Genomic DNA, 15,247 nt, shown 5'->3' on the forward strand with positions numbered 1-15,247 from the left:
TGCATGGATTTTAAGGAAACGTTGGACTATCTGTTCAATGCACTGCCTATGTTCCAAAGAATCGGCGCTGCTGCGTTCAAAAAAGATCTTTCCAACACACTTGCTCTTTGTGAATACTTGGGAAATCCTCAGCATCAGTTTAAGAGTGTCCACGTAGCCGGAACCAATGGAAAAGGAAGCACATCCCATGCCATTGCTTCTATTTTGCAGGAATCGGGGTATAAGGTTGGTTTATACACCTCACCTCATCTGAAATCCTTTACAGAACGAATCAAAATCAACGGTAAAGAGATTTCCGAGGAAGCCGTGGTGGATTTTGTAGCCAAGCACCAGGATTTTATGGAATCCATTAAACCCAGCTTTTTTGAAATGACGGTGGTTTTGGCTTTTGATTATTTTGCCAACCAAAAGGTAGATGTGGCCATCATAGAAGTGGGTATGGGAGGAAGGCTGGACAGCACCAATGTCATTCAACCATTGCTTGGCCTAATTACCAATATCGGTATGGATCATACGCAGTTTTTGGGTGATACCTTGGAAAAGATCGCTGGTGAAAAGGCCGGAATTATCAAAAAAGACATTCCAGTAATTGTCAGCCAAACCCAATCAGAAACCACGGAGGTATTCAAGACAGTCGCGGAAAACAATGGTTCCCCAATTTTTTTTGCAGAGGAGTCTTTTCAGGTGGTTGATGTATTTGAGGAGTATCTTCCGAAACTACAGACTTTTAAAGTCAAGAAGAATGGCCGAATTGAGTCTTATCAAATGGACTTGTTGGGAAGGTACCAAAAGGGAAATCTCCCTGGGATTTTGATGGCGGCTGAATTGTTAAATGGCTTGGGTTTTCAAATTTCTGATGAGAAGCTAAAAAAAGGGTTAAAGAAAGTCATTCCAAATACGGGGCTTAAGGGAAGGTGGCAGCAATTGGATACTGAACCTTTGATGATCTGCGATACAGGCCACAATGTGGATGGGATTATAATTATTCTTGATCAATTAAATCAAATACCTCACAAACAATTATTTATGGTATTAGGAGTGGTTGAAGATAAAGACCTCCATGCTTTTCTGAACCTATTGCCCAGACAGGCTTACTATATCTTTTGCCAAGCCAAAATACCCAGAGCCCTTCCGGCTTCTGTTCTGTTTCAATCAGCTCAAAATTATGGACTGGAAGGGGAAACGATAGAAGATGTAAACGAGGCCATAGACAAGGCTAAGGAGTTGGCAGGAAAAGAGGATTTAATTTTTATAGGAGGCAGTACTTTTGTAGTGGCCGAAATCAACAATTTATAAGATGGGAAGAAGAAAACTTCAAAGATTCCAGGAAAACGAACAAAACAGAAATGTCATTCAATCAGGGAAGGAATTGTTTGAACAAATAAAAGGTCAATGGAATAAAGTACAATTCGAGCAGGATAATGATTTGGTGGTGGAACTGGCCTGTGGCAGGGGCGAGTTCACCGTCGGACTTGCTCGTGAATATCCTGAACAGAATTTTATTGGAGTTGATATCAAGGGTTCTAGAATCTGGAAAGGGAGCACCATTGCCCTATCTGAGGGGTTGAAAAATGTGGCCTTTCTCCGTACCCAAATTGAGCTTTTGGACAGGTTTTTTGAAGTAGGGGAGATCGATGAGCTATGGATTACTTTTCCGGATCCTTTTCCACGGGATGGTGATGAAAAACGCAGGTTGACTTCTCCACGGTTTCTGGATCTGTATCAACCGCTTATGAAGGCTGGTGGCATCATCCATTTCAAGACGGACAATTCGGGGCTGTATGCATACACATTGGAATTGTTAAATGAAAGACCTAATTGTGAACTGCTTGCATACACGGATGATTTCTACGCATCCACTTGGCGTGAAGATCACCATGGCATTCAGACCCGCTATGAAAAGATGTTCAGTGAAAAAGGCGAGAAAATCAAGTATTTGAAGTTCAGGTTTTGTTGAAATGAAAATTTTCTTCTCACAGATAGCACAGATAGCCACAGAAAATTTATAAATTCTGAGAAAATCCGTGGAATCTGAGCCAATCTTTTTTCTGAGCCACAATCTCGGTTCTGAATTTTTTTCTAACAGATAGCACAGATAGCCACAGAAAATTTAAAAATCTGTGAAAATCCGTGGAATCTAAGCCTATCTTTTTTCTGAGCCACAATCTCGGTTCTGAATTTTTTTCTAACAGATAGCACAGATAGCCACAGAAAGTTTATAAAATCTGTGAAAATCCGTGGAATCTGTGAGCCATTCTTTTTTCTAAGTCAAAAACTCAACTTTGATTTTTTTTCTCACAGATGGCACAGATAGCCACAGAAAACATATAAAATCTGTGAAAATCCGTGGAATCTGTGAGCCATTCTTTTTTTTAAAGTCACAATCTCGGCTCTGATTTATTTTCTCACAGATGGCACAGGTAGCCACAGAAAGTTTATACAATCTGTGAAAATCCGTGGAATCTGTGAGCCATTCTTTTTTTCAAAGTCACAATCCCGGTTCTGAAATTTTTTCTCACAGATGGCACAGATAGCCACAAAAAGTTTATAAAATCTGTGAAAACCTGAGGAGTCTGTGAGCTTAAATTTTAAGGATCACTTCAAAAACCCCGGCTCTTTGTAGGCAGGATTAGGATATCTGTAAAAACCCTCTCCGGTTTTTTCGCCCAGTTTACCCTGATCCATATAGCTTCTAAGAAAGTTGGCAAATCGCTGGGATGCGGGGTCCTTCATAGATTTGGTCACGTGCCAGGCGGTATCCAAACCTATGTTGTCTATGATCCCGAAGGGCCCCATGGGCATATGGAAATTAACCATCCATGATTTGTCTATATCTTCGATGCTGCCTATTTCCTTGGTTACCAGTTTCCCTGCTGCTCCCAACAGGGCCATAAGCATGGTATTGAAGAGGTAACCGGGATTTTCTTTTTTGATGATGACAGGCACCTGATTCAGCTTTCTTCCAAAGTCTTCCAAAAGAGGAATCAAGGCCGGGTCCGTTCCTTCATGGGGCATGATGTCTACGATTTTGGCATAAAACACATCATGGAAATGCAAAGCACAGAATTTATCTGGTCTGCCGGTATCGGCTGCAAATAGGGATGGCAAAAGAAAGGAGGTGTTCGTCGTAAAAATGGTTTTTGCAGGAGAGGCCTTACCCAGTGCTGCCCAGACTTTTGCTTTGATACCGATGTCCTCGGTCACACTTTCACTGATGAGGTCTACATCGTCGACTGCCTTATCCAATGAAAGCGTAAAGGCAATGCGTTCCAGGGCGGCCTTAGCTTGCGCCTCATGGATTACTCCTGCCTTATTTAGCACATGTAAAATCTTCTCTATAACCTTTTGGGCTTGATCCAAGGCCTCTTGGTTTAGGTCATAAACCACTACCTTGTATCCGGAAAGGGCAGCTTGTAAACCAATTCTACTGCCGAGGGTTCCGGCTCCTACAATACCCACTTTTTTGATTTCCATCATATTTTTCCTGTTTGGATGGCTCTGTTGGCATTTGAGCCACAAGCCTTCACCACCGCTATCAATGCCCCAAAACGGGGATCTTGAGTAAATCCTTGCTTGTATCGGTAATAAATCTGTTGGCAGATTACCCCCACTTTAAAAGCCCCAAAGGCATAATAAAAGGGCATATCCTCCATTTTCAATCCGCTTTTTTCACCATAATAATCAATGACCTCCTGTCTGGTCAAATTTCCCTTTTCCCAAGTAAGGTTAAATGCTTTCATGGTAGGATCATCTTCAGCTTCCACCCAATAGGTCAAACTAGTTCCCAAATCCATCAATGGATCTCCAACCGTAGCCATTTCCCAGTCCAGCACAGCGCTCACTTTGGTAAAGTCTGATGGATCCAAGACGAGGTTGTCATACTTGAAGTCATTGTGGATAAAAGTTGTTTTTTGCGTTGGGGGTATATGTTGAAGCAGGAATGACTTGGCAGCCTCCATTTCAGGAATGGTATCCGTAGCGGCATGGTCATACCGCTGTGCCCATCCTTTTACCTGCCTTTCCACATATCCTTCAGGCTTTCCCAATTGCATCAGCCCTGATTTCACCAATTCCAATTGATGCAATTCCAATAGTGTATCCAAGCTGGCCAACGAGATCTTTCTAAAGTTTGAAGGAGTCAGAACTTGGTCCACGGGCACTTGATTTCTCAAAATAATACCCTGTATTCTTTCCATCAAAAAAAAAGGCGCACCGATCACATTTTCATCTTCACAGAGCAATGTGGCCTTGGGTATTTTGGCAAATCCTGAATTCTCCAGTGCTTTCAGTATGCGGTATTCTCTGGACATGTCATGGGCTGATTTGATTTTTGCACCAAATGGAGGCCGTCTTAAAACATAGTCCTTTTCCTTACCTTCAAGGAGATAGGTTAGGTTAGAAAAACCACTGGGAAATTGACTGAACCGGGGCTCCTCATGCTGAAAAATTCCTTTTGACCGCAAATAAGATAGGAGATTTCCAACAGGGAGTTCTTCTCCCTTACGCATGGATTTTGCTTGATCGATCTTCATTTATATCCCTGAAGTATAATGTTTTAAAATCTTTCTTGCCAAAACCGCTTTATGTACCTCATCAGGTCCATCATAGATTCTAGCTCCACGTTCGTGCCTGTACCAAAAAGAGAGTAGGGTGTCATCAGTGATGCCTAGAGCACCGTGTATCTGAATGGCTCTGTCTATTACTTTCATCAGGGTTTCTGCCACAAAGAATTTAATCATGGATATTTCTTCCCTGATGGCCTTCGCCCCTTTGTGTTGCATAGCATACGCCGTATGCAGCACCATCAATCGGGATGCCTGAATGGAGGCTTTACTTTCAGCAATCCAGTTTTGTATGGTTTGTTGATCTGCCAACACTTTTCCATGGCCCAGCTTTCTATCTACTGCGCGCTGACACATCATGTCCAATGCCCGCTCACAGATGCCAATCCAGCGCATGCAATGGTGGATTCTACCTGGACCCAGTCTTTCCTGAGCCAATGCAAAACCCTGCCCTTCTTCTCCAATAAGGTTACTGACCGGGACTTGACAGTCTCTAAACATGACCTCTCCATGGGACAGGTAGTCTCCGCCTGTTTCTCCCATGATGGGAATGTTGCGAATTAACTCGTAACCCGGGCTGTTCAGGGGGACCAGAATCATACTGGCCCTCAGATAGGGATTTTCATGATGGGGGTCAGTGAGAGCCATTACAATAGTAAAATGGGCGCCATCCGCTCCTGTGGTGAACCATTTGTGTCCATTGATGACATATTGACCATTGTCCTTGATGGCATGGGTGGAGAGGTTTACGGGGTTGCTGCCTGCATGTTCCGGTTCCGTCATGGCAAAGCAACTTCTGATATCCCCTTTTTGAAGTGGTACCAAATAAGCTTTCTTAAGTGGATCAGATGCGAAAGCATGCATCAATTCCATATTGCCAATATCCGGGGCCTGGCAATTGAAGATGTAATGACCGATAGGGGATCTGCCCAATAATTCGGATACTTGAGCAAACTCTACTAAATCAAGCCCTAGACCACCTTCATTTTTAGACAAATGTGGAACAAACAAACCTTCCTTCTTGGCAATTTCCCTTAATGATTTCAGCTGAGGCAGATGAGCCTTGAAGTTGCCATAAATCACCTCTTTTTCGATTGGATAGAGATGTGTTTTTAAAAACTGGTCATACTTTGGCAGCAGTGCCGCCACTTTTTCACTGTAAAATAAGTTATTTGGGTTCATCTTCAGAGATTAAATGGTAAATCCGCCATCTGCGGTTAGGACCGCGCCGGTGGTGTAACTGGAGGCATTGGAGGCCAAAAACAAGGCCATAGCCCCAATTTCATCTGCATCGCCCACACGTTTTAAGGAAAGACTTTTCATCATGCGTTCCATGACTTTATCGTTTGACCAAAGTGTCTCAGAGAACTTGGTTTTTATCAGCCCTGGACAGATGGCATTGACGCGGATGTCATATTCTCCCCATTCCTTTGCCATGCTTTTGGTAAGGGCATTGAGTGCTGATTTGCTGACACTGTAGATCCCTAGCCAATGCTCAGGCGTAAGCCCACCGATAGAGCTGATGTTGATGATGGATGCATTGGAAGAAGCCCTTAGGTAGGGCAAACATAGCTTTGAAAGCTCAAAAGGGGCTTTAAGGTTTACACTGAGTATTTTGTCAAAAACTTCCAGGCTGGTTTCGTGGATGGGACCAAATACCGGGTTCACAGCAGCATTGTTGACCAGAATGTCAATCTGCCCGTAAACGTCTATGGTCTTTTTTACCAGATTAGGCAGTTCATCAAATTTGCCCACATGACAGGCAATAGGAGTGACAAAATAGCCTTTTTTATTGAGTTCCTCGGCTTCTTTTTCTAGGGTTTCCTGACTTCTGCTGCTGATGACCACTTTGGCCCCTGCGGAAGCAAAAAAGGTGGCGATGCTGAGTCCAATCCCTTTACTTGCACCGGTCACTATTGCAACTTTGCCTTGAAGGGAGAATGTGGAAGATAAGTCCATAATAGTTGGTTTTTGTTTGGTTTTCGTTTGGTGATGAAGATAAGAAAATCTTAGGATAGGACAATGAATAATAGCAGAAAGCCAACATATGTCATGGTTTTTCAAAGTTGACAAGGCTATGGCCCTTCCACTTATTTTGATTAATTTCAGATTCGGATTCATTTTTGTAAATGGGTCTCAACCACTGAACCCAAATTAATTAAGAAAAATATGAAACAGGTAGTTTTTTACGAAACCGGCTTACCTCAAGAGGTTTTGAAACTCGAAGAAGCACCGATGCCTCAACCCAAACCTCATGAACTCAGGGTGAAGGTAACCGCGCGAAACATCAACCCCTCGGACATCATGTTTGTGAGGGGAATGTATGGCATCAGTCCTAAGTTTCCTAGTTCGGCAGGTTTCGAAGCTGTCGGTGAAGTTGATCTGAGTGATGAGCGTTACACCCATAAAGTGGGTGAGAGGGTGATCTTCACGGCCATTGGGACATGGAAAGAGTATGTCTGTATTCCGGCAGAAATGGCTGTTCCCGTTCCTGAAGGGATGAGCGACGATGTGGCCTGTCAGGTGTTTATCAATCCCCTCACCGCCTATGGAATGTTGGAAACCAGCGGATTGAGAAGTGGTGATTGGCTTTTGGTAACTGCTGGGGCTTCGGCCTTTGGGAAGTTGGCCATCCAATTGGCAAAAGCCAAAGGAATACAGGTGGCCTGTACCGTCAGAAGGGAAGAGCAGAAAAGTATGCTTGAAGATCTCGGTGCTGACTTGGTCATCAATACAGAGGTGGAAAAACTGCAAAAAGTGATCATGGAAAAAACCGGTCAAGGGGTAGATGTGGTCTTTGATGCGGTAGGTGGGCTCTTGGGAGCCAAAGCCTTGGCCTGTCTTAAAAACAAAGGTAAAATGATGGTTTTTGGTCTTTTAAGCTTAGAAAATATACCCCTCAATTCAGGTTTAATGATTTTCAAAGACCTGAAAATTGAAGGTTTCTGGTTGACCTCATGGATGGGAAATTTATCTCCGGAGGAAAAACAAAAGGCCTTTAAGACAGTTTTCACCCACCTGATGTCTCAGCAAATCAAATTGGATATCGAAGCCAAATACCCCTTGGAAGAGTTTCAGAAAGCCATAGAACAATACGAGCAGGGGGGAAGGAATGGGAAAATCATATTGACCTCTTAAAGGGATTTCTGCTTGATTTACAGCCAGAATTTCTCCTCCTCTTTAAGTCCAGCAAGGTATTCCTTGGCCTGCTCATGGCCCTTTTTGACTACCTTTTCCCATTTGCTGTCTTCAAGCATGCTTACCGCCCGAAGGTTGATTTCAAAGTAAAGGGAAACCTTGGACTTGGTGATTTCCTCCTTTTGCCGGCTGTTGAAGGTCATGGAATTGACCATTACCGTGGTCACCACCGGATTGTCAAATTTCTTTTTCTTGGAGAAGTTTCCTTTGATCTGCTCCCAAACTGAAGGCAATTTATTGAAATCCACCTGATGGGGTTCTGCACCCGTAATGGTGATGGCGATGATTTGTTTAACAGGGTAACGGTACATCGGATCTATGGGCAGGTTATCGGAACTGCCTCCGTCCACATAGACCTCATCATCAATAATGACCGGTGGAAAGGTACCGGGAAGAGAAAAACTGGCTCCAACTTTTTCAGGAATAGCCCCGGTATAGTGCAGTTTGATTTCAGTGTTGGTGTAATTGGAGGCCGCACAATAGGTATTGACCCAAAGGTCTTCCAAAGCGGTGTGGCCAAATATGTTTTTTAGTTGGTCATCTATCTCATTGGTTTTCTTTTTTATGGAAATCGGGGTAAAATAGTTTCCTGTACCCAGATTGCTTTCAGCTGCTTGTCTGCAAATAGATTGAATGTCGTCAAAATCAAAATCCGAAAAGGTCATACCTGTTCCATACAAAGCGCCTGCACCGGTGCCTCCTACAAAATCAACTTCCATTCCTGCTTCCATTAAAGCTTTTACAGCACCTACCAAAGCATATCCTTTGATACCTAGTCCACCTAAAACCATTCCCACTGCCGTATTGGTCAGTATTCTGGCCAGTCTTCTCAAGTCACCTACATGGTTTTTACGAGCATGGATGTGCAAGTGAATGTTTCTGTCTTTCAGCCAACGCAAGGTATCGGTTGGGATAGGTGCATTTTCGGGGTGAACCAATAGGAGATAGGTCTTTTTATGCAGCAGGTCATGGTCATAAATGCCCAGCTCCTTTTCAATTGGTTGAATGTCGGCTTCAGCGGTGAATGCTGAAAGGATAAGGACCAAATCGGCGTGTAACAAGCATTCTTTTGACCATTCTAAATCACCATAATTACACACCATAAGGTTTACACCGTTGTGGTTTTCCAAAACTTCAAAAAGGTCTTTCTCTTTCCCAGCTGGTTCAGCTTTTTCTATCAATTTCGTAGGCAAAAAGTCCTTATCTATCCTTTCTTTGATCGCCTTAAGCCAGTAGGCACTTTCCAAGTCATCCTGGAGCGGAATTATGGCAATGTTTTTCGGAGCAGCTTCGATGTTTTGCTGAAGGACATTCCTTCTGAGTCTTTGGATCACAAATCGGGTCAATGCACTGGCAAATTCAGGGTTTTTTGCCACTACAGCATGATACTCAGCCTTTGAAATTTCTAGAACAAGGGATTTTCGAATAGCCACTACCGCTGCCATTCTCGGTTCACTGGTAAACAAGGCCATTTCTCCCACAGGTTCTCCCTCAGCAATATCCCCCAAGATGACAGTTCCATGTTGATCCTGGTGCAAAGCTCTCAATCTTCCAGACAGCACCAAATACAAATCGTGTTGCATGTCGCCTTGTTGCAACAGGTAATCTCCTGCGTCGAGAGATATTTTTTTGCTGCGGTCAAATATTTGATTCAAACTGGCAGTATCCAAATCGCCGAAAATCTGAATGAGTAACTTTTTGTAATGTTCGTCAAATTGATGGCTTATTTCCATATTCAATTGATTTAGTTATCGGGTTTCATCTAAAATAGGTAAAATAATCGTAAAAACTGCGCCTTTTACTCCATTTGGATCATTATGGAAGGCTTCCGGATCAGGCTGGTAATTGCTGACTTTCAGTTCGCCACCGTGGGATTTTATGATATCATAACTCAAAGAAAGCCCCAAACCGGTACCTTTTCCAGTGGGTTTGGTGGTAAAAAAGGGCTGAAAAATTTTATCAAGGATTTCTTGGGCAATTCCTGGACCGTTATCGGCTATGGAGATAGACACTTTGTTCCCAAGATTCTCTGTTTTTAATTTTACCAAAGGTCTGCATTGACCCTTCTCACCGTGAATTGATACTTCCTCGGTAGCGTAGAAAGCATTGTTGAAAATGTTAAGCAGCACCCTGCCAATGTCTTGAGGAATCACTTTGACTTTTGGAAGGGTAGTATCCAAGTCAGTTTCGTAATCGGCATCAAAATCTTTGTTGTTGGATTTAATGCCCTGGTAAGCAAGCCTTAGATATTCCTCAGCCAATGCATTGATGTCAGTAGGAATTTTTTTTCCACTGCTTTTGCCACTGTGCAGCAACATGCCTTTGACGATGGAATCCGCTCTTTTTCCGTGGAATTTGATTTTCTGCAAGTTTTGTCTGATGTCATTCAGTATTTCTGCTTCCAAATCAGGATTTCTTCGGGGTTTCTCCTTTTCATCCTTGAGCTCTTCAAACAACTCTTCACTGACCTCAGAAAAATTATTCACAAAGTTCAGTGGATTTTGAATTTCATGGGCAATTCCAGCAGTCAATTGTCCCAATGAAGCCATTTTTTCAGATTGGATCAACTGAGCCTGAGTGGATTTCAGCGTTTCATGTGTCTTTTCCAACTCATGGTATGCTTTTTCAATCTCTTTTGCCTGTTCCAGTTCTCTTTCTCTAGCTTTGTCTCTTTCTTTGCGTATGGCCCGTGCATGTTGAAATACATGAACCCTCCAAATGATAAAAACAACCGAGACAAAATATAGGACATAGGCCCACCATGACCGGTACCATGGGGGTAAAACCTCAAAGGAAAAAGTTTCCACCTGTGACCATTGTTTGGCAGCTATTTCTCCAGTGCCTTTATACCGGCCCATAACCCTAAAAGTGTAATTCCCTTCTTTGATGTTGCCAAAAGTGGCATGGTTTCTTTCGATAACCGGGCTCCAGTCCTTATCGTAGCCTTCCAATTGATACCTATATTCGATCAGACTTGGCTTTGCAAGTTCATCTGATCCAAAAGAGATGGTAATGTGATTGTGGTTATATGGAAGTTTCAACTTTTCGGGAACAGGGTCATGGGCTGTTACATCTGAAAATTTAACGCCTTTGAAACGGTCTTTCAGTATTTTTCTTTCCTCCGATGTAAGACTGCGACCCAAAGTCCTGATTTCTTCGTTTTGTATGACAGAATTTGGGCTCAATTCATTTTCTGAGCCTATTTGGGAAACCTCAGCCAAGGTACTCCAACTTATCACCTCCTCGTTGAGTCGAATCTGTTTGATCTTAAGAATCGGTTTCGAGGTTTTCTTTTTTACCTTATCGTAATCCAGTTTGACAAGGGCTGTCTTGTTGCTGCCAGTACCTGCCCAGATTGTTCCTTTGCTGTCTTTGTAGAGTGCACCACTGTTTATGTCCTTGACAGGATAATCAAAGTGGGTGTTGTAAATTTCCAATTCCTCCCGGATATCAGCAAAAGGAATACTTAAGTTTGAAGAAGGAATGACTGTAAAACCCTGATTGGTTCCAATAAAAAGATTTCCGCTATCGTCCAAAAGTAAGCCATACACTGTATCATCTGATAAGCCATGGAAAGTGGTAAAATTCGAAAATTTCTCACCATCGTAACGGCTTACACCAGCCCCTTGGGTAGCAAACCAAAGCTGCCCTTCCTGGTCTTCCAAAATGCTCCATACAATATCATTCCCTAATCCATTTTCATGATCATACGGGTGAAAAGCCTCACCATCAAATTGATAAGCACCTCCTCCAAGGGTTCCGATCCACAGGTCCCCGTTCTTTACTTGAGTAATGGAGGATATATCAGGGGAGGAGAGTCCTTGATCGGAGGAGAAATGGGTAAAGGACCTTCCATCAAATTTAACCAACCCATGGGAAACGGTCCCAATCCAAATATTCCCAAAACTGTCTTCTTCAAGACTCAAAATGGCATTTCCAGGCAAACCATTTTCTGTAGTATATTGAAACAGGGAGGTGCCATCAAATTTTAACAATCCCTCATTCCCGGTACCCATCCACACATTACCCTTTTGATCAGTAAAGAGACAGAGTATGTCATCGGAGGGAAATCCCATGGAACTGTTGTATGTAGTAAAACCCAGCCCATCAAAAATAGAAATTCCAAAACCAAGTGATCCTAGCCAAATCCGCCCCGTTTTGTCTTCAGTAATACAACGAATTAAATTATTTGCCAGTCCCTGCTCACTGGTAAGTTTGCTAAAAGCAGACCCTCCAAATCGGGAAACTCCCCCACCACCGGTACCAAACCACAAATTCCCTGAGAAATCTACTGTAATGGACTCTACCACATCATGGGCCAGTCCCTGTCCGGTGCTGTAGGTCTTAAATCCATTTCCATCAAAGAAAGAAATTCCGCCTCCTCCAGTACCCATCCATATATTTCCACCAAGATCCTCCGCCATGCACCATACGGTATTGTTCCCAAGTCCATCCGCTGTGGTATATCTCATAATTTGATCACCATCATATTGAAAAATGCCGTTTTCCTGAACATTGAACCATATATTTCCTTTTTGGTCCTCCAGTAGACTGTAAATAGAGCCGGTGATGGTGGGATCTATTACCCTAAAATCAGAAAACTTTTCATTTTTATAAATTGATAAGCCCCCGGTCGTGCCAATCCAAATCGACCCACGATTGTCCTCCAACAGCCTTATGATGGTATTGCCAGCCAACCCATCAGAGGAAGTGAAGTTGGTAAAAGTTTCACCATCAAATTTATCCAAACCTCCCAAACCGGTTCCTATCCAAAGCATTCCTTTAGTATCCCTTAAAAGGCTGTACACCACATCGCTGGATAGGCCATTCTTGGAGGAGAAGTTGGTGAAAGATTTTCCATCATAGATGGAAAATCCACCTCCATTGGTACCGATCAAAAGATTTCCTGAAGGATCTAAATACAAGCAGTTGATGGTATTGTTGGGCAAGCCGTGTAAAGTACTGAAATTGGTAAAGCCCAAACCATCATATCTTGAAATACCCCCGCCATATGTTCCAAACCAAATATTTCCCTGCTTATCCATTACTGAAGAAGTGATGGCATCCAGAGCCAATCCATCATCTGTTGAAAGCGTGTGGAAATTAGAGACACCTCCATCTCCCATGATAAATGGCTTACCATCTTTTCCAAGAATGGGTTGACCTTGATCATTTTTAAGATAGGGAAGTGGAATTTTTTGACCCAAAGTGTTAAAGTTGAATGAAATTTTTACCGGGGAAGGCATATCTTCTAGAAGTATCACCTTAGGTTTCAAAGAATCAGGAAGGTTATCCAAATACACTGCCTCTTTAGGAATAAAAAAAGTAAGATTCTCTTTCTGTGAAATGTCAATGTCCAAATCGGAAGACTTATAATTTTGACATGCAGCCAACCCCAGCCCCATTCCGATCAAAACTAAGTCTCTACATTTCATTTTCTTAGAAGGTTTTGAAAGAAAACAATTCATACAAATTAAGGCAGCTTCATTCTGATTCAATTTGAAAATTGAATCAAACAATCAAAACTACCTTCATCCATTTTGGTTTATGGTCTGCCCTATATTTGGAAATCTTTTACTGAGCTCTTATCCTATGGGATTGAAAATAATTTATTACCCTATTCTCAAATCTCAAAGAAAGGAGGGAATTGAAAATGATCATCTTATGATAATCCTTGGAGGAGACTGACCCCGGGCATAGACCCCATCCACTTGAATGTATACCTCGTATTCATAAGTGCCATCCGTAGCGGTTCTAAGTACAGGAAGTGTCCTGTTTCTTCCATCTTTGATTTCAAAAGTGGCATTACCAAATAATTTTGGGTCAGGAAAAGAGAGTGTTACTGCAGAGCCTTCTACATCCCATCGAATCCTATCCCCCTTATTGGCAATGATATCGCTTTGGTTTTCATCATCGGGAAAAACCACTCTCCATTCCTCATTTATTTTTTTGACAACCAGGCGGTGGACCACAGGACGATGAAATTCTTCGTTGACTTCAAATGTTTTCGGAATTGGACTAGAGAACAATAGGCAAAAACCCAGCAGCAGGCTATTAAAAATCAAGAACGTTTTCATGTGTGTGTAAGTAATTATGGAACAAATAGGAGAAAAGAAATATGACCTGACATCCAAACAAAAGAACAAATTTTGTAAGACATCGAAAGTTTAAGGAATGTAAGGAATTAATCGATAAAATAAAATCTGAATACATGTATTTCTGCCAAAAACCAAATTAAATTTTTCATTTAGTTTGAGAAATCTCGTAAAAAAGTCTGTCAAAAAGCAGGATAAACTTTTGACATAGGGATGCCAAGCAAAGAATTTGAATTTACAGCACACGCTAATAAACTAAAAAATCTAATTGAATAAATAGACCAATTTTATTCTACCCCCTGCAAGATGATCATTTTGGTTTCTGCTGCTTTTTGCCTTATGGCTTTTGCTTCAGCATAGGCATCCGAATACCACCAAGCCTCGGCCTTCTCCACGTCTGGAAATTCCAACAAAACCATTCGCTCTGGTTCCCATTGCCCTTCAAGGGTTACAGTAGGGCCTCCCCTGACCACAAATTTCCCATCATAGGCTGCTATCGAGGTTGGGGTTAGCTTTTTGTAGCCTTCGTAGGCATCGGGATCTTTGATGATTATTTCGACCAAAACAAATGCAGGCATACTTAAATGAGGTTAGCGTTGGATATATTTATAAGGGTTGTTTGAGATAACTATGGTTGGGTTTAAAACAAACTTCCCTGCACCACCTGAGCCCTTTGAGCCTGAATGGTTCCCTTCAACATATCGTGCAGCAGCCTGATAAATCCCAATCTCCAGTTTTCAGAATTGATTTTGATTTCTTTTTTCTCGTAAGCCACAGGACCGCTTAGCCTTTCAAAACCGATCATCATGGTCCAAACCGTGTAAAAGGTTATGGTCGGCTGCAAATCCGGCCGCATGCTTCCGTCTTTGATGCCATGAGAAATCAACTGTACCCCGATTTTGGCCACATCATGATGGATTTCCAAAAGTCGCTGAAAATGCTCGCTTTCCAAAATCAGAGGATCTATCTGACTGCGGAGATTTTCGTCCACATAAAGTCTCATGATCCCCATAAAATTCAATATGGCATCATAGTACATCCTCTGCGTTCTTGTAAAGTCAAAATAACCATTGACCAATGCAGTGATCATCTCAAGACCTGACTTTCCTTTAGATCTTAGGATATCTCTGAAGACGTCTTTCAGTTCCTCAAATCCTTTTTTTGTAACAGCCATGTAGAGATCTTCCTTGTTTTTGAAATAAAAATAAGTGAGCCCCTTACTGATTTTGGCTCCTTTGGATACTTCCTCCATCTTGGTTGCATGGAAGCCTTTTTCTGTAAAAAGCTTAATGGCTGATTCTAAAATCAGCTTTTCTTTCAGTTCTTTTTTTTCAGTTATTCCCATCAGGATGTTATTGGATCAAAGTCAAAAAACTTGACCAAGATTCAAAG

Annotated in this window: 12 protein-coding genes; 3 read left to right on the plus strand and 9 right to left on the minus strand. The window is 42.2% G+C overall.

Features of this window, described 5'->3' with window-relative positions; all coding sequences use genetic code 11:
• The first annotated feature begins 3 nt into the window (after positions 1-3).
• On the plus strand, positions 4-1,296 hold the full coding sequence (locus H1A14_RS07420; RefSeq protein WP_194775607.1) for a bifunctional folylpolyglutamate synthase/dihydrofolate synthase: 1,293 nt from the start codon (positions 4-6) through the stop codon (positions 1,294-1,296).
• Between the two features lies 1 nt (position 1,297).
• Complete coding sequence (gene trmB / locus H1A14_RS07425) at positions 1,298-1,957, plus strand: tRNA (guanosine(46)-N7)-methyltransferase TrmB (protein WP_194775608.1); 660 nt, start codon at positions 1,298-1,300, stop codon at positions 1,955-1,957.
• A gap of 638 nt (positions 1,958-2,595) precedes the next feature.
• Here trmB and H1A14_RS07430 read toward each other — a convergent pair.
• Genes H1A14_RS07430 through H1A14_RS07445 form a run of 4 tightly spaced genes read right to left on the minus strand, consistent with a single transcriptional unit; the run spans position 2,596 to position 6,521 of the window.
• The gene (locus tag H1A14_RS07430; RefSeq protein WP_317174857.1) at positions 2,596-3,477 is read right to left on the minus strand and encodes a 3-hydroxyacyl-CoA dehydrogenase; all 882 of its coding nucleotides are present in this window, start codon (positions 3,475-3,477) and stop codon (positions 2,596-2,598) included.
• On the minus strand, positions 3,474-4,508 hold the full coding sequence (locus H1A14_RS07435) for a phosphotransferase family protein (RefSeq protein ID WP_228527670.1): 1,035 nt from the start codon (positions 4,506-4,508) through the stop codon (positions 3,474-3,476). Before H1A14_RS07435 ends, H1A14_RS07430 begins: the two co-directional genes overlap by 4 nt.
• 24 nt (positions 4,509-4,532) lie before the next feature.
• The gene (locus tag H1A14_RS07440; RefSeq protein WP_194775610.1) at positions 4,533-5,744 is read right to left on the minus strand and encodes an acyl-CoA dehydrogenase family protein; all 1,212 of its coding nucleotides are present in this window, start codon (positions 5,742-5,744) and stop codon (positions 4,533-4,535) included.
• Positions 5,745-5,753: 9 nt separating this feature from the next.
• A complete protein-coding gene (locus H1A14_RS07445; protein ID WP_194775611.1) occupies positions 5,754-6,521 on the minus strand; it encodes an SDR family NAD(P)-dependent oxidoreductase in 768 nt (255 codons plus the stop codon).
• Positions 6,522-6,731: 210 nt separating this feature from the next.
• Between H1A14_RS07445 and H1A14_RS07450 the strand changes: the two genes are divergently transcribed.
• A complete protein-coding gene (locus H1A14_RS07450; RefSeq protein ID WP_194775612.1) occupies positions 6,732-7,700 on the plus strand; it encodes a zinc-dependent alcohol dehydrogenase family protein in 969 nt (322 codons plus the stop codon).
• A 17-nt stretch (positions 7,701-7,717) separates the two neighbouring features.
• Here H1A14_RS07450 and H1A14_RS07455 read toward each other — a convergent pair whose 3' ends face one another.
• From H1A14_RS07455 to H1A14_RS07475, 5 genes are all read right to left on the minus strand, one after another.
• Positions 7,718-9,493, minus strand: a complete 1,776-nt coding sequence (locus H1A14_RS07455) for a cyclic nucleotide-binding and patatin-like phospholipase domain-containing protein (RefSeq protein WP_194775613.1) — start codon at positions 9,491-9,493, stop codon at positions 7,718-7,720.
• Between the two features lie 15 nt (positions 9,494-9,508).
• On the minus strand, positions 9,509-13,195 hold the full coding sequence (locus H1A14_RS07460) for a two-component regulator propeller domain-containing protein (protein WP_194775614.1): 3,687 nt from the start codon (positions 13,193-13,195) through the stop codon (positions 9,509-9,511).
• Positions 13,196-13,417: 222 nt separating this feature from the next.
• Positions 13,418-13,837, minus strand: coding sequence for a hypothetical protein (locus tag H1A14_RS07465; RefSeq protein WP_194775615.1), 420 nt, complete (start codon positions 13,835-13,837; stop codon positions 13,418-13,420).
• A 305-nt stretch (positions 13,838-14,142) separates the two neighbouring features.
• A complete protein-coding gene (locus H1A14_RS07470; protein ID WP_194775616.1) occupies positions 14,143-14,433 on the minus strand; it encodes a DUF1330 domain-containing protein in 291 nt (96 codons plus the stop codon).
• Between the two features lie 62 nt (positions 14,434-14,495).
• A complete protein-coding gene (locus H1A14_RS07475; protein WP_194775617.1) occupies positions 14,496-15,200 on the minus strand; it encodes a TetR/AcrR family transcriptional regulator in 705 nt (234 codons plus the stop codon).
• Positions 15,201-15,247: the final 47 nt, after the last annotated feature.

The organism is Pararhodonellum marinum, assembly GCF_015354735.1.
GTDB classification, from domain to species: domain Bacteria; phylum Bacteroidota; class Bacteroidia; order Cytophagales; family Cyclobacteriaceae; genus Pararhodonellum; species Pararhodonellum marinum.

Excerpts from the sequence above, each read along its gene's own strand:
- H1A14_RS07465 (WP_194775615.1), bottom strand. The coding sequence starts at position 13,837 with ATGAAAACGTTCTTGATTTTTAATAGCCTGCTGCTGGGTTTTTGCCTA.
- H1A14_RS07430 (WP_317174857.1), bottom strand. The coding sequence starts at position 3,477 with ATGATGGAAATCAAAAAAGTGGGTATTGTAGGAGCCGGAACCCTCGGC.
- H1A14_RS07455 (WP_194775613.1), bottom strand. The coding sequence starts at position 9,493 with ATGGAAATAAGCCATCAATTTGACGAACATTACAAAAAGTTACTCATT.
- H1A14_RS07460 (WP_194775614.1), bottom strand. The coding sequence starts at position 13,195 with ATGAAATGTAGAGACTTAGTTTTGATCGGAATGGGGCTGGGGTTGGCT.
- H1A14_RS07420 (WP_194775607.1), top strand. The coding sequence starts at position 4 with ATGGATTTTAAGGAAACGTTGGACTATCTGTTCAATGCACTGCCTATG.
- H1A14_RS07450 (WP_194775612.1), top strand. The coding sequence starts at position 6,732 with ATGAAACAGGTAGTTTTTTACGAAACCGGCTTACCTCAAGAGGTTTTG.
- H1A14_RS07445 (WP_194775611.1), bottom strand. The coding sequence starts at position 6,521 with ATGGACTTATCTTCCACATTCTCCCTTCAAGGCAAAGTTGCAATAGTG.
- H1A14_RS07440 (WP_194775610.1), bottom strand. The coding sequence starts at position 5,744 with ATGAACCCAAATAACTTATTTTACAGTGAAAAAGTGGCGGCACTGCTG.
- H1A14_RS07470 (WP_194775616.1), bottom strand. The coding sequence starts at position 14,433 with ATGCCTGCATTTGTTTTGGTCGAAATAATCATCAAAGATCCCGATGCC.
- H1A14_RS07435 (WP_228527670.1), bottom strand. The coding sequence starts at position 4,508 with ATGCGTAAGGGAGAAGAACTCCCTGTTGGAAATCTCCTATCTTATTTG.
- trmB (WP_194775608.1), top strand. The coding sequence starts at position 1,298 with ATGGGAAGAAGAAAACTTCAAAGATTCCAGGAAAACGAACAAAACAGA.
- H1A14_RS07475 (WP_194775617.1), bottom strand. The coding sequence starts at position 15,200 with ATGGGAATAACTGAAAAAAAAGAACTGAAAGAAAAGCTGATTTTAGAA.